The organism is Cryobacterium sp. N19 (genome assembly GCF_002929595.1).
Classification (GTDB): Bacteria; Actinomycetota; Actinomycetes; order Actinomycetales; family Microbacteriaceae; genus Cryobacterium; species Cryobacterium flavum.
This window is the reverse complement of sequence record NZ_PJJR01000048.1, coordinates 278,875-298,113: the sequence shown is the minus strand read 5'-3', so window position 1 is coordinate 298,113 and position 19,239 is coordinate 278,875. Positions and strand designations below refer to the sequence as shown.

At 65.3% G+C, this 19,239-nt stretch carries 17 protein-coding genes; 2 read left to right on the top strand and 15 right to left on the bottom strand.

What is annotated here, in order from left to right; genetic code table 11:
* Both CXY78_RS07650 and CXY78_RS07645 read right to left on the bottom strand, forming a co-directional pair.
* Complete coding sequence (locus CXY78_RS07650) at positions 1 to 1,095, bottom strand: histidinol-phosphate transaminase (RefSeq protein ID WP_092341046.1); 1,095 nt, start codon at positions 1,093 to 1,095, stop codon at positions 1 to 3.
* A gap of 31 nt (positions 1,096 to 1,126) precedes the next feature.
* Complete coding sequence (locus CXY78_RS07645) at positions 1,127 to 1,555, bottom strand: LysM peptidoglycan-binding domain-containing protein (protein WP_092341045.1); 429 nt, start codon at positions 1,553 to 1,555, stop codon at positions 1,127 to 1,129.
* A gap of 291 nt (positions 1,556 to 1,846) precedes the next feature.
* On the opposite strand from CXY78_RS07645, the gene lexA reads away from it, so the two are divergent.
* A complete protein-coding gene (gene lexA / locus CXY78_RS07640) occupies positions 1,847 to 2,551 on the top strand; it encodes a transcriptional repressor LexA (RefSeq protein ID WP_092341044.1) in 705 nt (234 codons plus the stop codon).
* Between the two features lie 54 nt (positions 2,552 to 2,605).
* On the opposite strand, the gene metE is transcribed toward lexA, so the two are convergent.
* The 3 genes from metE to hflX all read right to left on the bottom strand — a co-directional run bounded on the left by metE (position 2,606) and on the right by hflX (position 7,815).
* The gene (metE, locus tag CXY78_RS07635; protein ID WP_104088849.1) at positions 2,606 to 4,948 is read right to left on the bottom strand and encodes a 5-methyltetrahydropteroyltriglutamate--homocysteine S-methyltransferase; all 2,343 of its coding nucleotides are present in this window, start codon (positions 4,946 to 4,948) and stop codon (positions 2,606 to 2,608) included.
* Between the two features lie 87 nt (positions 4,949 to 5,035).
* Positions 5,036 to 6,001, bottom strand: coding sequence for a methylenetetrahydrofolate reductase (locus CXY78_RS07630; protein WP_092341042.1), 966 nt, complete (start codon positions 5,999 to 6,001; stop codon positions 5,036 to 5,038).
* A 221-nt stretch (positions 6,002 to 6,222) separates the two neighbouring features.
* A complete protein-coding gene (gene hflX, locus CXY78_RS07625; protein ID WP_092341041.1) occupies positions 6,223 to 7,815 on the bottom strand; it encodes a GTPase HflX in 1,593 nt (530 codons plus the stop codon).
* A 40-nt stretch (positions 7,816 to 7,855) separates the two neighbouring features.
* On the opposite strand from hflX, the gene CXY78_RS07620 reads away from it, so the two are divergent.
* A complete protein-coding gene (locus tag CXY78_RS07620) occupies positions 7,856 to 8,464 on the top strand; it encodes a class I SAM-dependent methyltransferase (protein ID WP_104088847.1) in 609 nt (202 codons plus the stop codon).
* Here the strand turns inward: CXY78_RS07620 and dapF are convergent.
* The 10 genes from dapF to CXY78_RS07570 all read right to left on the bottom strand — a co-directional run bounded on the left by dapF (position 8,461) and on the right by CXY78_RS07570 (position 19,172).
* Positions 8,461 to 9,342, bottom strand: a complete 882-nt coding sequence (dapF, locus tag CXY78_RS07615; RefSeq protein ID WP_104088846.1) for a diaminopimelate epimerase — start codon at positions 9,340 to 9,342, stop codon at positions 8,461 to 8,463. The two genes, CXY78_RS07620 and dapF, sit on opposite strands and share 4 nt — an antisense overlap.
* A gap of 44 nt (positions 9,343 to 9,386) precedes the next feature.
* On the bottom strand, positions 9,387 to 10,370 hold the full coding sequence (miaA, locus tag CXY78_RS07610) for a tRNA (adenosine(37)-N6)-dimethylallyltransferase MiaA (RefSeq protein WP_092341038.1): 984 nt from the start codon (positions 10,368 to 10,370) through the stop codon (positions 9,387 to 9,389).
* 5 nt (positions 10,371 to 10,375) lie between these two features.
* Complete coding sequence (gene miaB, locus CXY78_RS07605) at positions 10,376 to 11,980, bottom strand: tRNA (N6-isopentenyl adenosine(37)-C2)-methylthiotransferase MiaB (RefSeq protein WP_104088844.1); 1,605 nt, start codon at positions 11,978 to 11,980, stop codon at positions 10,376 to 10,378.
* Positions 11,981 to 12,054: 74 nt separating this feature from the next.
* Complete coding sequence (locus tag CXY78_RS07600) at positions 12,055 to 12,807, bottom strand: regulatory protein RecX (RefSeq protein ID WP_092341036.1); 753 nt, start codon at positions 12,805 to 12,807, stop codon at positions 12,055 to 12,057.
* A gap of 58 nt (positions 12,808 to 12,865) precedes the next feature.
* Positions 12,866 to 14,011 carry a recombinase RecA gene (gene recA, locus CXY78_RS07595; protein WP_104088843.1) on the bottom strand — a complete coding sequence of 382 codons (1,146 nt, stop codon included), beginning with the start codon at positions 14,009 to 14,011 and terminating at the stop codon, positions 12,866 to 12,868.
* Between the two features lie 321 nt (positions 14,012 to 14,332).
* On the bottom strand, positions 14,333 to 14,557 hold the full coding sequence (locus CXY78_RS07590) for a DUF3046 domain-containing protein (RefSeq protein WP_092341035.1): 225 nt from the start codon (positions 14,555 to 14,557) through the stop codon (positions 14,333 to 14,335).
* 96 nt (positions 14,558 to 14,653) lie between these two features.
* Positions 14,654 to 14,962, bottom strand: a complete 309-nt coding sequence (locus CXY78_RS07585) for a helix-turn-helix domain-containing protein (RefSeq protein WP_092341034.1) — start codon at positions 14,960 to 14,962, stop codon at positions 14,654 to 14,656.
* 144 nt (positions 14,963 to 15,106) lie between these two features.
* The gene (locus tag CXY78_RS07580) at positions 15,107 to 15,667 is read right to left on the bottom strand and encodes a CinA family protein (RefSeq protein WP_338061578.1); all 561 of its coding nucleotides are present in this window, start codon (positions 15,665 to 15,667) and stop codon (positions 15,107 to 15,109) included.
* Entirely contained in the window at positions 15,660 to 16,253 is a 594-nt protein-coding gene (gene pgsA / locus CXY78_RS07575; RefSeq protein ID WP_104088841.1) for a CDP-diacylglycerol--glycerol-3-phosphate 3-phosphatidyltransferase, read from the bottom strand. Before pgsA ends, CXY78_RS07580 begins: the two co-directional genes overlap by 8 nt.
* 3 nt (positions 16,254 to 16,256) lie before the next feature.
* Positions 16,257 to 19,172: a DNA translocase FtsK gene (locus CXY78_RS07570; protein ID WP_104088839.1), complete on the bottom strand. Its 2,916-nt coding sequence runs from the start codon at positions 19,170 to 19,172 to the stop codon at positions 16,257 to 16,259.
* Between the last annotated feature and the right edge of the window lie 67 nt (positions 19,173 to 19,239).

Here is a 19,239-nt window from a genome sequence, read left to right as displayed (position 1 = left end):
CTAGTTTATCGGTCGTCCGAGGCGGGCCAGAGCGTCAAGGAACAGCGAAGTCTCCTTCTCGGTACCCGCCGTCACCCGCAAGTGGTTCGGGATACCGACATCACGAATGAGAATTCCCTCCGCCAGCAGCGCCTCAAACGTCTGCTGCGGGTCGGCCACTCCCCCGAATAATACGAAGTTGCTCCAGCTTCGGTGCGGGGCATAGCCCAGACCGGCCAGCTCGACCACGAGCCGATCGCGCTGTCCACGAATATCGTCGACCATGGCGAGCATCTCCGCGCTGTGCGCCAGGGCAGCGTTTGCGGCCGCCTGGGTGAAGGTGGAGAGGTGGTACGGCAGGCGAACCAGGCGCAGGGCATCCGTTACCGCCGGATCGGCAGCCAGATAGCCGACCCGCGCACCGGCAAAGGCAAAGGCCTTGCTCATTGTGCGTGAGACCAACAGTCGCTCCCGGCCTGGCAGCAAGGTGAGCGCACTCGGAGTTCCGGCGGGCGCGAACTCGGCGTAGGCCTCGTCGACGACGACGATGCCATCGGTCGCGTCGTAGGCGGCGGCGATGGTCTCGAGCGAGAGCGGGGTGCCGGTGGGGTTGTTCGGTGAGCAGAGAAAGATGATGTCCGGATTGGTGCGAGTGATCTGGCTCACTGCGGTGGCCGGCGACAGCTCGTAGTCGGCATCGCGCGTGCCGGCAATCCAGGTGGTGTCGGTTCCGGCCGCGAGGATCGAGTACATCGAATAGGTGGGGGCAAACCCGAGCAGGGTGCGCCCAGGTCCACCGAAAGCCTGCAGTACCTGCTGGAGCACTTCGTTGGAGCCGTTGGCCGCCCAGATGTTGTCGGAGGTGAGTGCCTCGCCAAGATACTGCGCGAGTGCCTCACGCAGGGCGGTGAACTCGCGGTCGGGGTAGCGATTCACCGAGCGGATGGCCTCGGCCAGGCCGGCGAGAATGTCGCGGGCCACTGCTTCGGGAATTGGGTGCGTGTTCTCGTTGACGTTCAGGGCCACCGGAACGTGCAGTTGCGGAGCACCGTACGGGGTGAGGCCTTGCAGGTTGGTGCGGAGCGGAAGATCGTCGAGAGTGGTCACACTCTCCATGCTACGACCCTGTGCTGGCGCGCATTGCTACTTACGAGTTGGCGGGCAGTTCGAGTCGCTGACCGGGCTGGAGCGTTTCGACGGTGAGCGCGTTCAGTCGTTTGATGTCGGCGACGACGTCGCGCGGGTCGGCGGACGGCGAGACCTCTTCGGCGAGGTCCCACAGGGTTTGGCCGGGTTCGACTGTGATGAACCGGGCAGACCCGACGTCGGTCGGCGAGTAGGCCAGCGTCGCCACGATTCCGGAGTCGGTCGTGTACGACGTGAGGTCGATGCCCGTGGCGGAATTGGATGCGCCGGCCGCTCCCCCGTTGAGGGCGAATGCGACGGCACCGATGACGAGGGGCACGGCTGCGAGGGTCGTGAACACCACTCGCCCACGCCGGGTGAGGTGCAGACGGGTGCCGGGGGTACGAGAAGCGCCGTATTCACGGGCTGTGGGTGCAAGTGCTGTGGTCATGTCAAACCTCCAAGGTAGGCGGGCTGCGAGTCTCGTATCCGGCCCTCGGCCGGGAAGGCCGGATACGAAACTATGTTCCGAATATAACTTCGAACAATCGAACATGCAAGCTTTTTCTGATCCTCACCCCGAATTTCGCGCAACACACTCGAATAAGTGTTTGTTTCAGGGCTCGGAACTGGATAAACTTTCGATAGGCCAATTGCTTGATTTACACTCAACCAGACACCACCGACATCCCCGTGTGACACGGTTTCAGACCACGCGGGGCCAACTCCAGGAGGGCACATCGTGACACAGGACACCAGCGGTACCCGTGACAAGGGCGGCACCCGGCGCCGCAAGAGTTTGAGCCAGCGGCAGCTCGCTATTCTCGACGTGATTCAGCGTTCGGTGAGTTCGCGCGGGTACCCGCCGAGCATGCGTGAGATCGGTGACGCGGTCGGGCTCGCCTCACTGTCGAGCGTGACCCATCAGCTCAATCAACTCGAACTCAGTGGCTACCTGCGCCGCGACCCGAATCGTCCGCGGGCACTCGAAGTTCTCATCGAGATTCAGCGCGCTCCCGAAGATGTCGGTACCGGTGACCAGGACAGCTTCCACCCCGGCGTTCAGGTCGGCGACGCCGCGATGGTGCCCCTCGTCGGTCGTATCGCCGCGGGAATCCCGATCACGGCCGACCAACAGATCGACGAGATTTTCCCGCTCCCCCGCCAACTCGTTGGGCAGGGCGAGCTGTTCATGCTCAAGGTCGTGGGTGAGTCCATGATCGACGCCGCCATCTGCGACGGCGACTGGGTCGTGGTTCGCCAGCAGAAGACCGCGGAGAATGGCGAGATCGTCGCGGCCATGCTCGACAACGAGGCCACCGTGAAGGTTCTGCGAAAGCGCGATGGCCACACCTGGCTGCTGCCGCGCAACAGCAACTTCGAACCGATTGTCGGCGACTTTGCGGACATCCTCGGCAAGGTCGTCGCGGTGCTGCGTTCGGTTTAATCGACGAAGGCCCGACCACCAACCGGTGATCGGGCCTGTTTTCGGTCTGCCCCGCTAGACGCCGACGGTGGCATCGAGGCGTTCGCGCACCACCCGCGTCGCGGCGAGCATGTTGTGCAGCGACTGCACGGTCTCGTCGTAGCCACGCGTTTTCAGTCCGCAGTCCGGGTTCACCCACACTTGGCGTTCGGGAATGGATTCCAGGGCGGTGTCGAGCAGGATGGTCAACTCGTCCACACTCGGTACGCGCGGCGAGTGGATGTCGTAGATGCCGGCGCCGATGCCGTGGTCGAAGCCGCCCGCCTCGATTTCCCGCACAACTTCCATGCGTGACCGGGCCGCTTCGATGCTCGTGACGTCGGCGTCGAGGTTGCGGATGGCTTCGATGACAACACCGAATTCTGAGTAGCAGAGGTGGGTGTGGATCTGGGTCGCATCCGCGACCCCGGCCGTGGCGAGCCGGAAAGACCCGACCGACCAGTCCAGGTAGTCGGCCTGATCCTTCTTCTTCAGCGGCAGAAGTTCGCGCAGGGCCGGCTCGTCGACCTGAACGATCTTGATGCCCGCGGCCTCGAGGTCGGAGATTTCATCGCGCAGGGCCAGCGCCACTTGGCGGGCGGTCTCGCCCAGCGGCTGGTCGTCGCGCACAAAGGACCAGGCCAGAATCGTCACCGGGCCGGTGAGCATGCCCTTGACCGGCTTGGTGGTGAGGCTCTGCGTGTAGACCGACCAGTCCACGGTGATCGGTGCCGGGCGCGACACGTCGCCCCACAGAATGGACGGCCGGGTGCAGCGACTGCCGTAAGACTGCACCCAGCCGTTCTCGGTCACGGCGAATCCGTCGAGGTTCTCGGCGAAGTACTGCACCATGTCGTTGCGTTCGGGTTCGCCGTGCACGAGCACGTCAAGTCCGATCTCCTCTTGCAACTGCACAACGCGGCCGATCTCGGCGCGCATCAGCTCGCGGTAGGCATCCGCTGCCAGGGTTCCCTTGAGGAACTGTGCGCGTACTCGGCGAATGTCGGCGGTCTGTGGGAAGGATCCGATCGTGGTCGTCGGCAGTGGCGGAAGGTGCAGCGCCGCCTCCTGGGCGAGGAGTCGATCGGCGTAGTCGCCACGAGTGAAGTCGGCTTCGTTCAGCGCGGCGGCACGGCCGCGCACGGCTCCGTCACGCACGCCGGGAGCGCTGCGCCTGGCCTCCAGGGCCGCCTCGGCCTCGGCCAGCGGCGCCACGATGGCCTCACGTCCGGCGGTGAGTCCGAGCGCGAGGGTGGCGACCTGACCGACCTTTTGGTCGGCGAAGGCCAGCCATCTGGTCAGTGAGCCCGGCAGCGATGTCTCGTCGCCAACATCGTGCGGCACGTGCAGCAGTGACGTCGAAGTGGACACGGTGACCGATTCGGAGAGGGCACGCACGCTCTCGGCGGCCTCGAAGGCACCGGCGAGATCGCCGCGCCAGATGTTGTGCCCGTCAATGACGCCGGCGACGAGGGTCTTGTCGGCCAGTCCGGGGACGGCCCGGGGCAGGGTGCCCCGCACCAGGTCCAGCCCGATCGCCTCGACGGCGGTGGCCGCAAGCACCGGCAGGGCGTCGTCGAGGCTGCCGTAGGGCGCGGCAACAAACAGGGCGGGCCGGCCGGTCAGTCGACCAAGCACTCCATAAGCGGATGCGACGGCCGCCAGCGTCTCCGCGCGCGGCACGTCGATGGATTCACTGACCAGGCCCGGCTCATCGAGCTGCACCCAGTCGGCTCCGGCATTCGCTAACCGCGCCAGGAGCGCCGCATACACGGGAAGGAGATCGTCCAGCCGCGACAGGGGCGAAAAGCCAGCCGGGGCTTCGTCACTGGCCTTGCTGAGCAGCAGGAAAGTGACCGGGCCGACGAGCACCGGACGGGTGAGGAACCCGGCCGCTTTGGCCTCGATGAATTCACGTACGATGCGGTCGCCGGCCAGCGAGAACGCGGTCTCCGGTCCGATCTCGGGCACGAGGTAGTGGTAGTTGGAGTCGAACCACTTGGTCATCTCGAGGGGCAGGTTCTCGCCCGCGCCACGGGCCAGCGTAAAGTATCCGGCCAGGTCGAGGGTGCCGTCAGCGGCGACGAGCGAGGCGAACCGGGCGGGAACCGCGCCGACGGCAACGATGGTGTCGAGCACCTGGTCGTAGTAGGAGAACGACTCGGGGATCGACGAGTCGGTGCGGCCCAGCCCGAGACTGGCGAGCCGATCGCGGGTCTGCTGCCGCAGCCCAGCGGCGACGGCCTCCAGGGCCGGCGCGTCGATCGTCCCCGACCAGAACGCTTCGACGGCTTTCTTCAGTTCGCGCCGTCGGCCGATGCGTGGGTAGCCGAGGATGGTGCCGGTGGGAAAGGTGCTGGAAACTGGCGAAATGGGCATGGTGATTCCTTCACTGGAGCGATGATGGCTGGAACGGTCGGAGGAACGAACGTGGTGGGTGGGCCTCGCGCCTGAGCGGCGTGCGGCCTAGGGCATGGCAGCGGGCACTGGCAGTGCCCCACACCCTTCGAGAACCTTCAGCACGGTGTCGTGCTGGTTGAAGGCGTAGAGGTGAAGCCCGGGGGCGCCGCCCGCGAGAACGTCCTGGCCGAGGCGTACGGCGTAGTCGATGCCGATCTGGCGCTGGCCTTCGTCGGTCGGTTCGACCTCGAGCTGGATGGACAGTTCGGCGGGCAGCTTCTCGCCGGAGAGCTGCAGAATACGGCGCAACCGGTTCGGGCTGGTCACCGGCATGATGCCGGGAAGGATCGGTAAGAGCACTCCGGCGGAGCGAGCCCGCTGGATGAAGCTCAGGTAGTCGTCGGCGTGGAAGAACAGCTGGGTGATCGCCAGGTTGGCTCCGGCGGCCTGCTTGGCCAGCAGGGTGTCGATGTCTTGGGTGACCGATCGCGAGTTCGGGTGGCCGTTGGGGAAGGCCGCAACGCCGATGCGTACCTTGCTGCGTTCCGTTTTCACCCCGCGGGCACCGGGCAGGCCCGGAATCACCGTCTCGATGTACGGCACCCGTTCGATCTGCACTCGATGGATGAGCTGGACCAGCTCCCCCGCGCTGTGCAGGTCGCCGAGAAAGGTGGTGTCGCCCTCATCCGCGCCCTGCGGCGCGTCGCCGCGAATGGCCAGAAAACTGCGGATGCCGGCGTCGAGAAACTCGCGAATGAGGCGGCTGGCTTCTGTGTGCGAGGAGCCGACGCAGGTGAGATGAGCCATGGCATCCACTGAGGTGTGGTCTTTGATGTAGCGCAGCACGTCGAGCGAGGAATTGCGCGACGAACCGTTGGCGCCGTAGGTGACCGAGATGAACTCGGGGCCGGCGGCGGCAAGGTGATCGATGGTGCGGGTGAGAGCGGATGCTGCGGCCACCGATTTCGGCGGGTACACCTCGAACGAGAACGCCGGGCGGGCGTCACACGCGTTGGGCGTTGGGGCGGTCATGGGTCCTCATTCGGCAGAAACGGTACAGCGGGTGATGGCCGGGCGGCCGCGGACACACCAGAACACTGGTGGGTTTTCGCGGGCGGGTGCCGGGCTCGGCTGTCGCTCCATGCCGGGGAATGGATTCCGTCGGCAACGATTGATTAGACACTAACAACACCAGCGCCGGGTCGCACCAATGTGACAGTTCGTGTCATTGGTGCGCCGACGGGCGGTGGGAATCAGGCGGAGAGCGTGGGCAGAATGACGAAGGGGGCGAACTGCGGCTCGATCTCGGGAGTGACGAACGCAGTGACGTGGGTGCCGGTCTCGATGTACTCGGTCGTCTCGATGCGGCCCACGTCGTGCAGAACGGCGATGAGGTCGCCGCGATCATAGGGAATGAGCAGGTCGAGTTCGATCTGCGGTGTCGGCAGCAGCAGCGCAACGGCAGCGAGCACGGTGTCGATGCCCTCACCGGTGCGGGCCGACACGAATGTTGCCTTCGGCTCCAGGCCGCGCAGTACCAGCCGGTCGTCGTCGCTGATCAGGTCGCTCTTGTTGAAGACGACCAGTTCGGGAATATCGCGGGCGCCGACCTCGGAGATGACGTCGCGCACGGTGGCGAGCTGGGCCACGGGGTCGGGGTGGGAGCCGTCGACGACGTGCACGATGACGTCGGCGTCGGCGACTTCTTCCAGGGTCGAGCGAAAGGCTTCGACCAGCTGGTGCGGCAGGTTGCGCACGAAACCGACCGTGTCGGTGAGGGTGTACAGACGCCCGTCGGCGGTCGTCGACTTGCGCACGGTGGCGTCGAGGGTCGCGAACAGGGAGTTCTCGACCAGCACTCCGGCCTTGGTGATGCGGTTGAGCAGGCTGGACTTGCCGGCGTTGGTGTAGCCGACGATGGCGACCGAGGGAACGGCATTGCGCTTGCGGTTGGCGCGTTTGGCCTCGCGGGCCGGCTTCATCTCGACCATCTGCTTACGCAGTTTGGACATCCGGGTGTGAATGCGGCGTCGGTCGAGTTCGATCTTGGTCTCACCGGGGCCACGGGAGCCCATGCCGGCACCGGTGCCACCGACCTGGCCACCGGCCTGGCGAGACATCGAGTCACCCCAGCCACGCAGGCGCGGGAGCATGTAGGCCATCTGGGCGAGTTCGACCTGCGCCTTGCCCTCTCGGCTCTTGGCGTGCTGGCTGAAAATGTCGAGGATGACGGCTGTACGGTCGATGACCTTCACTTTGACCACGTCTTCGAGGGCACGGCGCTGGCTGGGCGCGAGTTCGGTGTCGGCGATGACGGTGTCGGCGCCGAGCGCCTTCACGATGTCGGCGACTTCCTGGGCCTTGCCCTTGCCGAGGTAGGTGCTCGGGTCGGGGGTGGCCCGGCGCTGCAGCAGACCGTCGAGTACGGTTGCCCCGGCGGTTTCGGCGAGGGCGGCCAGTTCGCGCATGGAGTTCTCGGCGTCATCGACCGTGCCGTGCGTGTAAACACCCACGAGAACGACGTTTTCGAGCCGCAGTTGGCGGTACTCAACCTCGGTGACGTCTTCCAGCTCGGTCGATAGCCCGCCGACTCGCCGCAGGGCGTTGCGGTCAGCACGTTCGGACTGGTCGCCGTCGTGCTCGCTACCGTCGTACTCGCCGGATGCGTGAGTTTGCAGGGCCTGGGCTGCCCCGCTGCGGAACAGGGAGTAGCCGGCAGCCTTGCTGTCGGCGCTGGCCAACACGCGCGCGACGACATCGTCTGCGTCTGGGGCTTCTGCACCTGTGTTTACTACCGCGGTGTTTTCTACCGCGTCGTTGCCCGAGGGCGCCGTTGGATCATTCATCCCATTAACCTTAGTTCAACGAAGTTGAAAGGTTCCTCTTATGTCGTCCGACCACTATTTTTCTCCGGCGCCCGGCACCGTACTGAAAACCCGCCAGATCACGGTGCAGTTGCACGGCCAGGATCGGCTCCTGACGACCGCCAATTCGGTCTTCAGCCCCGCCCACATCGACGGTGGCACCGAGGTTCTACTCAAGTACGCCCCCGAGCCGCCGCTGACCGGTCACTTTCTCGACCTTGGCTGCGGCTGGGGCCCGATCGCCCTGCACCTCGCCATGGCCTCCCCCAACGCCACCATCTGGGCCGTCGACGTCAACGAGCGTGCCCTCGATCTCGTGCGCACGAACGCCGCCGCGCTCGGCCTGACCAACATCAACGCCGTGCTCGCCGCCGATGTGCCCACCGACATCAGCTTTCGCACCATCTGGTCGAACCCGCCCATTCGCGTCGGCAAGGACGAACTGCATGGGCTCATGACGACCTGGTTACCCCGCCTCGAATCAGAAGCGAATGCCTGGCTCGTCGTGCAACGCAACCTCGGTTCGGATTCGCTCCAGCGTTGGCTCGCCGCCGAACTCCCCGACAACTTCGAAACCACGCGTGAGGCCATCAGCAAGGGTTTCCGAGTGCTGGCAGTGCACCGCGACTAACCCAGGTTCAGAACCCCGTCGAAGACGAGCTCTGCCGGCCCGGACAGCGACACGTGCTCGCCGTCCTCGGCGGGGAACATGCGCACTCCGAGCACGCCACCGGGAACCTCGACCCGCCACTGGTGCGGCGCCGATTTGCCGGCCCAGTGCCGAGTGGCGAGGGCGGCCGCGACCGCTCCGGTGCCGCAGGACAGCGTCTCCCCGCTGCCGCGTTCGTGTACGCGCATGCGGAAGCGCCCGACGCCGTTGACGACCAGCGGTTCGTTGGGCACGACGAATTCAACGTTCACGCCGTCGGCCGGCTCGGGATCGAGTTGCGGAATGAACGTGAGGTCGGCCGCGTCAAGTTCATCGTCGTCGGCGAGGGCGACGACCGTGTGCGGGTTGCCAACATTGATGCCGAGTCCCGGCCGCGCCACGGGCAGGTTCTTGGTGCGCACGAGCGGCTCGGTGCCGTCGAGCTTCCATCGGCCGAGGTCCACCTGAAAGCCGGAGGCGTTGCGCTGTACGTCCCGCACGCCCCCGCGAGTGCCGATGGTCAGGGTGTCGCCGGGCAGCAGCTCGGCGAGGTCGTTCTCAATCAAGAATTTGGCATACACACGGATGCCATTGCCGCACATTTCCGAGACGGTCCCGTCGGCGTTCCAGTAGTCCATGAACCACTCGGCAGCGTCGTCTTCAGCGAGAGCGGCCGCGCCGTCAGGCAGGTTCTTGCTGCGAACCGCACGGATGATGCCGTCCGCACCGACGCCGAACTTGCGGTCGCACACAGCACGAATCTGCGTCGGCGTGAGCTCCGTTGTCCCGTCGGGATCAGCGAACAGCACGAAGTCGTTGCCCGTGCCGTGGCCCTTGGTGAAGTTCAGAGTGATGCCCATGCTGCCAGTTTACGGGGCGGCCGCTGCGAGACTTTCCGCGCAGCTCAGAGCGGTCGTGCCGGGAGGGCACTGGGCGCACTGCCCAGGTCGACGTGTGCGAGGGCGTCATCGACCCGGTCTGCCGCATCGGATTCGACCCAGTGGGCGTGCGCGTAGCGTTTAAACCAGCTCACCTGCCGGCGGGCATAACGCCGGGTCAGCTGCTGGGTCGCTTCGACGGCCTCCGCTTGGCTGCGCGTGCCGTGCACCTGGCCGAGTGCCTGCGCGTAGCCGATCGCGCGGCTCGCCGTCACTCCATTTTCGATGCCGGCCGCAAGCAGCCCTCGGGCTTCGTCGACGATGCCGGCCGCCCACATCCGCTCGACCCGGGCATCAAGCCGCGGGGTGAGCTGCTCGCGCGGCGTACGCAGGCCGAGCAGCACGGTGGGCTTCCAGTAGACCGGTTCCTCGGGCAAGGCCGCCAGATGCGGGGCGCCAGTGAGCTCGACGATCTCCAGGGCCCGCACCAGTCGGCGACCGTTGCTCGGCCCGATCCGCAGGGCGGCCTGCGGGTCGACGGCCTGCAGCCGGGTGTACATCAGGCCGGGTCCGCTCGTGCTGAGTTCGGCTTCAAGCCGGGCGCGCAGTATCGGATCGGTGCCGGGAAACTGAAAGTCGAACACGACCGACGAGACATAGAGGCCCGAGCCGCCGACCAGGATGGGCACAGCCCCGCGCGCGCGGATCTCGGTGATGACGGCGCGGGCATCCGTTTGGTAATTGCTGACGGTGGCCTCGTCGGTCACGTCCAGCACGTCGAGCAGGTGGTGCGGAATGCCGCGGCGTTCGGGCACGGTGAGCTTCGCCGTGCCGATGTCCATGCCGCGGTAGAACTGCATGGCGTCGGCGTTGACGATTTCAACCGACTGTCCGCGCTGGATCAGCCTTTCGGCCAAGTCGAGGGACAGCTCCGACTTGCCGGTGCCGGTCGACCCGACGATCGCAATCAGAGCCGCTGGGTCGGCTGTGACAACTGGTACTGTCGACACGGCTACTAGCGCTCGTCGTCGTTCACGTTATAGATGGGGATGGTGGTAGAGCCACCCTCGAGCCGCAGGCCGATCGTCGGCAGACCGAGCGAAATGGGGCCGGCGCCACCGGTTGCGCCGCCATGAGCGGGTACTCCGCAGGATTCGGCTTCCATGCGGTCCCACGCCTCGCCGGCCCGAGTCGTTCGGATGCGGAGCGGCGCACCGTCGGTGGAGTCTGCGATGAGGTGGAACGGTGCGGCCTGGGTGACGACGACAGTGACCATATCGCCGGGACGGGGACGGGGTGAACCGGCTGGCACGTCGAAGTGCACGAGGCGGCTGTCGGGCGCGCGGCCACTCAGCCGGTGGGTATCGCTGTCCTTGCGGCCCTCGTTGGCGACGAGCAGTTCAACCTCACGGCCGATCATCGCCTGGTTCTCTTCGAGGGAGATGCGCTCCTGTAGGGCCGCGAGTCGCTCGTAGCGGTCCTGCACGACGGCCTTTGGAACTTGGTCAGGCATTGTCGCGGCCGGAGTGCCAGGGCGAATGGAGTACTGAAAAGTGAACGCCGTCGCGAACCGGGCCTGTTCAACAACCCGCAGGGTTTCCTGAAAGTCCTCTTCGGTTTCGCCGGGGAAACCGACGATGATGTCGGTGCTGATGGCCGCGCTCGGCATCTGGGCACGCACCCGGTCGAGAATGCCGAGGAACTTCGCACCGCGGTAGGAGCGTCGCATCGACTTGAGGATACGGTCGGAGCCCGACTGCAGCGGCATGTGCAGCTGCGGCATGACGGCCGGCGTTTCCGCCATGGCGTCGATGACGTCGTCGGTGAACGCGGCGGGGTGCGGGCTGGTGAAGCGGATGCGCTCCAGCCCCTCGATCTTGCCGGCCGCGCGCAACAGCTTGCCGAAAGCGAGCTTGTCGCCGAATTCGACCCCGTAGGAGTTCACGTTCTGGCCGAGCAGGGTGACCTCGATGGCACCGTCATCGACAAGGGCCTGGATCTCGGCGAGAATCTCGCCCGGGCGGCGGTCTTTCTCCTTGCCGCGGAGGGCCGGCACGATGCAGAACGTGCAGGTGTTGTTGCAGCCGACCGAGATCGAGACCCAGCCGCTGTAGCTGGAGTCCCGTTTGGTGGGCAGGGTCGAGGGGAAGGTCTCGAGGGATTCGAGAATTTCGAGTTGAGCCTCACCGTTGTGCCGGGCCCGTTCAAGCAGGCTGGGCAGGGAGCCCATGTTGTGGGTGCCGAAGACGACGTCGACCCACGGTGCCTTTTCGAGGATGGTGGTCTTGTCTTTTTGAGCGAGGCAGCCGCCAACGGCGATCTGCATGCCCGCGTGCTTGCGCTTGACCGAGGCGAGGTAGCCGAGGTTGCCATAGAGCTTGTTGTCGGCGTTCTCACGCACGGCACAGGTGTTGATCACGACAATGTCGGCCTCGCCGCCATCGGCCGAGACGTAGCCGGCCGCCTCGAGCGAACCGCTGAGCCGTTCGGAGTCGTGCACGTTCATCTGGCAGCCGAAGGTGCGCACCTCGTAGGTGCGCGCGCGCCCCGACTCGTCGATCGCGGCTGCCGAGGGTGTGATCACGGTTCGGCGGGCTAGTTCGGGGGCGACGATACTCATAGTAGGTATAGTTTACGCGAGCAATTCGGTGTGCGGGCCGTGAGCCAGGCCCGCGCCTGCATCAGCGGCCAGCATCAACGAAAACGCACCCGGGAGGCGCCGCCGCCGCCACGGCTGTCCATGGCTGCTTTGACGGCGAGTCGCACCGCTGCCGAGCTGTAGCCCTTACGCATGAGAAAGCCGGTGAGGCGACGGTCGATGGTCTGGTCGTCGAAGCGTTCCATCTGCCCGATGCGCTTGGTGGCCAGGTCGATGGCGCGTTCGGCTTCGTCGTCGGGAAGTTCTTCGAGCTTGTCCATCATGACGCCCGGGTCGAGTTTGCGCCTGCGCATTTCGGCTTCAACGCCGGTGCGGCCGAGGCCCTTGCGTACGTTGTGGCTGTGGATGATCTGGTCGGCGAGCTTGGCTTCGTCGAGGTAGTTCAGCTCAATGAATTTCTCGATGATCTCGCTGGCTTCACCGGAGTCGACCCCGGTAGCGTTCAGTACCAGGAGGGCTTCGACCGTGGAGAGGGAGCGGCCGCGCAGCCGGTGCAACAGCACCTTTTCGGCCCGCTCCCGCTGATCGGCCGCATCAGCGGCAAAGTCTGCTGCGGTGGCTTCGTCGTCGACCTGGTCGCTGTCGATACTCTCGGCCTCGTTATCGGCGGCGGCCTCTGCCTCCCGAGCGGCAGCCGCCGCGGCGGCGAACCTGTCGGCCGCCGCCGGGCGGGGTTCGAGCGGCGAGCGGCGTTTCATGCCCGGTGCCGCACCGGGCAGGTAGGTCACGGGAGCCAAACCGGAGTCGGCGCGTTCTGCTGCATCGTCCGGGGGTTCGAAGTGCACCATTAGCGTGACCTACCTTTTGTTGTCGTTGCGGAACTGATGTTTGGTGTGGCGCGGCCGGTTAGGCGGTCTTGCGGGCGGGGGCCGCCTTGGTGACGACAGGGCCGCCGACCAGCACGGCTGCGGCATCCGCTTCGGCCTTAGCCTTGGTTTCGGCCTCCAGCGCGATTGCGGCAGCGGCCTTTTCGGCGGCTTTGGCCGCGATGCCCTCTGGACCGACACCGAGCTTGATCAGAATCTTGCGCTCGATCTCGTTGGCCATGTCAGGGTTCTTCATCAGGAAGTTGCGCGAGTTCTCTTTACCCTGGCCGAGCTGGTCGCCGTCGTAGGTGTACCATGCGCCGGACTTCTTGACGATGCCCTGGTCGACACCGAAGTCGATCAGGCTGCCCTCACGGGAGATACCGATGCCATACATGATGTCGAACTCGGCCTGCTTGAAGGGCGGCGCCATCTTGTTCTTGACGACCTTGACCCTAGTGCGGTTACCGATGGCATCCGTGCCGTCTTTGAGAGTTTCAATGCGGCGAATGTCGAGGCGCACCGAGGCGTAGAACTTGAGGGCTTTACCGCCCGAGGTGGTCTCGGGGCTACCGAAGAACACACCGATCTTCTCGCGCAACTGGTTGATGAAGATCATGGTGGTGTTGGTCTGACTGAGGCCACCGGTGAGCTTACGCAGGGCCTGGGACATGAGCCGGGCCTGCAGGCCGACGTGCGAGTCACCCATCTCGCCCTCGATCTCGGCGCGCGGAACCAAGGCGGCAACGGAGTCGACGACGATGAGGTCGATGGACCCGCTTCGCACGAGCATGTCGGCGATTTCGAGGGCCTGCTCACCGGTATCGGGCTGGGAGACGAGGAGGGCATCGATATCGACGCCGAGCTTCTTGGCGTACTCCGGGTCGAGGGCGTGCTCGGCGTCGATGAAGGCGGCGATGCCGCCGTTCTTCTGCGCGTTCGCGATGGCGTGCAGGGTGAGTGTGGTCTTACCCGAGGATTCCGGGCCGTAGATCTCCACGATGCGACCACGCGGTAACCCGCCTATGCCGAGTGCGACGTCGAGAGCAACCGACCCGGTAGAAATGGTCTCGACGGGGGCGCGCTCGTCGCTGCCGAGGCGCATGACCGATCCCTTGCCGAACTGACGATCGATTTGCGCGAGGGCGGTTTCGAGGGCTTTCTCGCGGTCCGCTTGTGATGCCATGGTGGTGATCTCCTTGGGTTCTGCACTGTCGCCGGTTGTGAACGGCGCTGCGGGTGTGCGTGGTGGCGCCTGTAGGCTGTCGGCCCGCGCAGGGTCGGACCCTGATGCACGTTTCGACAAGGCATTTGCCGACTTTCTCTGACAAATTCGACTGTACGCCGCACCTCCGACACTGGTCGGGAGCACGATCAAACGGTGCGCAATCTGTCAGATTGTCTGCTGTGGAGGAGCCTATCAAGCCCGAACAGGTATTCGACCATTGTCGGGAATGTTTTTGCGGCGTGTCGAAATATCGGCCTAACCCGAGGAGGCTGAACGACGCTACTGGCGCGGAGCAGGAATGCCGGCACCGTGCCAGCGGCTGCGCGGCACATCGACTTCGGCGCAGAGCGCCAGCCAGACCTCGCGGGCGGGAACACCAGCAGCGAGGGCCTGATCAGCGGTACGCCCATCGAGCGGGGTGAGAACGAGGTCACGGGTGAGCACGCGCCCGTAGGCGTCGCCGAACTCTTCTTTCATCGCGGTGCGAAATTCACTGAGTCGCACGACACTCCTTCAACCTGAAATGACAACCACCGCCGACACTCTGTGTCGACGGTGGTTGATGATACTGAAAATCCTAGGAACGCTACCGGTTGATGACTAACGCACCATGAGATCGGCATCGAACGTGTTGACGAACTCGTCCGGTACCGTGTCGGGGAACTGATCGATTCCCTCGATGACGGCGAGACGGTCGCCAACTTCGCGCATGATGACCGAGATCGGGGTTTCCAGTGCATCGGCGACAGAAGCGAGAATCTCCGAAGAGGCCTCTTTCTGTCCTCGTTCTACCTCACTGAGGTAGCCGAGCGCGACGCTGGCTTTGCTTGCGACCTGACGCAGGGTACGCCCCTTTTGCAGGCGGAAGTCCCTGAGCACATCGCCGATTTCCTGACGAACAAGAATCATCGGAACCTCCTTCTTATGCCTAATAACTACCGGAATGCGATGCTGGATGCTTACAATACTGCATTCATCCGACACGTTGACACTACCGAGAATCACTGGGCTTTGCTTGTGAATGTCTTCGATGTAACCAGCCCGTAACAGGAACTATTCCGCGTCACCCTGCGCTATCAGCGCACGCACAGCATCGATCGCATGGCTCACGGTTTCGGCGCGAATCTCTCCCCGGTCACCATGGAGGTGCAGTGGAACAGCCCAGGATCCAGTGCCTTTGGAGAGACCGATGAACACCGTTCCAGCCGGGTGTCCCCCGTCGGGGCCGGGCCCGGCGACACCGGTCGTCGACACACCGATGTCGGCGCGTACGCCGTTCACCGCGAGCAGGGTGCGCACCCCGCCGGCCATCTGCTTGGCGACGTCGGCGTGGACGGGGCCGTGCACGTTCAGCACACTGCTGTCGACGTGCAGCAGGCTGCGCTTCAGGGCAGTGTCGTAGGCAACGACTCCCCCACGCACCACAACGGATGCCCCGGGAATGCGCACGAGCTCAGCCACGAGCAGTCCGCCGGTCAGCGACTCGGCCACGGCGATGGTGAGGTGATGGGTGGTGAGCTCGGCGATCAGCTCGGCCGTCGCATCCGCTGGCCCAGCCGACTGGGCCGGGTGAGTTACGGGGAGTGAACCCGTGACCGTGGCCGGGTCAGGCAACGTCGTGCTTTCGCAGGCGCCAGGCCGAGATCAGATAGTCGAGGCCGGAGACTACGGTGAGCACGAGCGCGATGGTCATGGTGGCCGTGTTGAGCCAGTCCACCCAGTCGCCGAACACCTGGTTAAACGGCAGCAGGGCGAGCGAGATCGACACGGACTGGGCAACGGTCTTGAGCTTGCCGCCGCGACTGGCCGGAATGACCCGGTCGCGCAGCATGACGAAGCGGAACACCGTGATGCCGATCTCTCGCACCAGGATGACGATGGTCACCCACCAGGGCAACTCCCCCAGAATAGACAGGCAGACCAGGGCGCCACCGGTGAGGATCTTGTCGGCGATCGGGTCGAGAATCTTGCCGAGGTCCGTGACGAGGTTGTGGCGGCGGGCGATCATGCCGTCGATGCCGTCGGTGGCGATGGCGATGATGAACAGCACGGCGGCGACCCAGCGCAGGGTGTCCTGAGGGCCGTCGGCGGCCAGCAGCATCCAGACAAAAACGGGGGCGAGCAGGATGCGCACGACCGTGATCAGGTTGGGAACGTTCCAGTTACTGGGCCGGGTGACGGATGCTTGTGCTGATGCCATGGTTCAGTCCCTGCCGGTCAGTTTCCAGGCATCCTCGTCGTCCAAGGCGCCGTCCACCTCAGGATACCCCTGTGACATTTTCTCGACCGGGTCATCGGCGTAGCGTGGGTCGGGCGCGGAGGCAGCACGCGAATCGTCGGACTGCGCCTTGAGGGCGTGCTGTTCGTCGTCGGAGCCGCGCAGGCGGGCGAGCACACTCGGCAGCTGTTCCGCGTTCACGAGCACGTCGCGCGCCTTGGAGCCTTCGGAGGGGCCGACGATCTCGCGGGATTCGAGCAGGTCCATCAGGCGGCCGGCCTTGGCGAAGCCGACACGCAGTTTGCGCTGAAGCATCGACGTGGACCCGAACTGGGTGGACACGACGAGTTCCGCCGCGGCAAGCAGCACCTCAAGGTCGTCGCCGATGTCGGAGTCGATTTCCTTGCGCGGGGCGACCATGGAAACGTCGGGCCGATAGTCGGGACGAGCCTGCATGGTGACATGCTTGACGACCTTCTCGATCTCGTCTTCAGTGACCCAGGCGCCCTGCACGCGCACGGCTTTGGAGGCACCCATCGGCAGGAACAGTGCGTCGCCCTGCCCGATGAGCTTGTCGGCGCCGGGCTGGTCGAGGATGACCCGGGAGTCGGTGACGCTCGTCACAGCAAAGGCGAGGCGTGAGGGCACGTTGGCCTTGATCAGACCGGTGACGACGTCGACGCTGGGTCGCTGGGTGGCGAGCACGAGGTGAATTCCCGAGGCGCGGGCCAGCTGGGTGATGCGCACGATGGAGTCCTCGACGTCGCGCGGGGCGACCATCATGAGGTCGGCCAGCTCGTCGACGACGACCAGCAGATAGGGGTAGGGCTTGAGTTTGCGTTCGCTGCCGGCCGGCAGCACGATCTCGCCATTGACGACGGCCTTGTTGAAGTCGTCGATGTGGCGAAAGCCGAAGCTCGCAAGGTCGTCGTAACGCATGTCCATCTCTTTCACGACCCACTGCAGCGCTTCGGCGGCTTTCTTCGGGTTCGTGATGATGGGCGTGATGAGGTGCGGCACGCCGGCGTAGGCGGCGAGTTCGACCCGCTTCGGGTCGATCAGCACCATGCGCACGTCGCTCGGCTTGGCGCGCATGAGCAGGCTGGTGATCATGGAGTTCACGAAGCTGGACTTGCCGGATCCGGTGGAGCCGGCGACGAGCAGGTGGGGCATTTTTGCGAGGTTGGCGATGACGAAACCGCCGCCGACGTCCTTGCCGACACCGATAGTCATCGGGTGGGTGGCATTAGTGGCGGTGCTCGACCGCAGCACGTCGCCGAGGGTGACGATTTCGCGATCGGTGTTGGGGATCTCGATGCCGATGGCACTCTTGCCGGGGATGGGCGAGAGGATGCGCACCTCATTCGAGGCGACCGCGTAGGAGAGGTTCTTGCTGAGCGCGGTAACCCGCTCCACCTTGACGCCCGGGCCGAGTTCGATCTCGTACTGGGTGACCGTTGGGCCACGGGAGAATCCGGTGACCTTCGCGTCGACCTGGAACTGGCGCAGCACCTCGGTGATCGACTTCACGACGTCGTCGTTGGCGGCCGAGCGCGCTTTGGCCGGCGGGCCGGCGGTGAGAGTGGATGCCGCGGGCACGAGATAAGGAATGGCCGGGTGGGGGTCAGTGGAGGCGAGAGGGGGAAGGGCCGCGCCAGAGGCATCCACTGCCTGGCTGAGTTCGGGGAAGACGTCGTCGAAGCCGGGTAGTACTTCGGTGTGCCCGGCCGGGTCGTCGGAGTGCAGGCCGGTGGACGGACCGGTGCCGAGGTCGACTTCACCGGTGAATCGTTTGACGGCGAGCTCCGCCTTGCGCAGGTCTTCGAGCACCTCGGTGCCGTAGTGGTCGCGTTCGGGCGGAGCTGTGTGGTCGGTGACCTCCGATTCGATGGCGCTGTCGAAGCCGCCGCGCGATTGATTGCCGCCAAGCAGCACGCTGAGCGGGTCAGGAGCCACCTCAGCCGGGCCGGCCTTCGACTCGGTCGACAGCGCGCTGCCGAAGTCGGGGTCTTCCTCGCGCTTGCTGTTGTTGCGCCGCCACCACGGCAGCGCGCCTTCAGAATCGACGTCATCGCCTGAATCAACATTGAGCCCGTCAAGCTCGACCTGCGCGGTCTTGCCCGGCTTGCCGTTCTTGGTCGCTTTCGCGGCCGCTTGCTCTTCGTCAGCCGTCAGCTGGGCGCCGAACAGCCAGTCGTAGAGCTCCCGGGAACGCTGACCGACCCGGTTCGGCGGGGTCTTGGTGATGATGAATAGGCTCAGCAGCAACAGCAGGATGACGACGATTGTGGCACCGATCGACGTGGTGAGCATGATCAGCGGGGCGGCGATCATCCACCCGATGACCCCACCGGCCAGCGCGAGGGCCGGCATGCCGTCTTGCGGCTGCGGCTGCACGCCGAAGATATGGCAGAGCCCGGAGATGGTCACCAGCAGAAGGCTGAGTCCGATGCCGATGCGGCCGTTATCGTGCACCGAACTGGGTTTGCGAAACAGCCAGACCGAGAACAGCAGCAGAATGACCGGCAGGGCGAAGGCAACCCGGCCGAACAGGCCACCGAAGGTGTAGGCGTCGAGCCGCTGGGCGACGAGGTTGTTAATGAGGAACCACTCAACGATGGCGCCGGAGATGGCGAGCAGCACGAGAAAGAACGGCAGACCGTCGCGGCGTTCGTCTTTGGAGAGTTTTTCAGGGCCAAGGGCACGGGCTGCTGCGCCCGCGAGGTGGGCCAGGCCCATCCAGGCGCGGGCACCCAGGCTCGGCTTCACGTCGACAGCGGTGAATTTGACGGTCTTCTGCGCGGTGGTACCGCCGGCGCTCGTCGCCCTCGGTTTGCGCGCCGGAGCGCCCTTCGCTGCCGGGGTGCGGGCACGCCCGGTCGACTTAGTGCTCGTAGCCATGAAATAACGCTACCAAGCACCACCGACATTCGGCCGACCCCACGCCCACGGCCCTCGCGACAGGCGG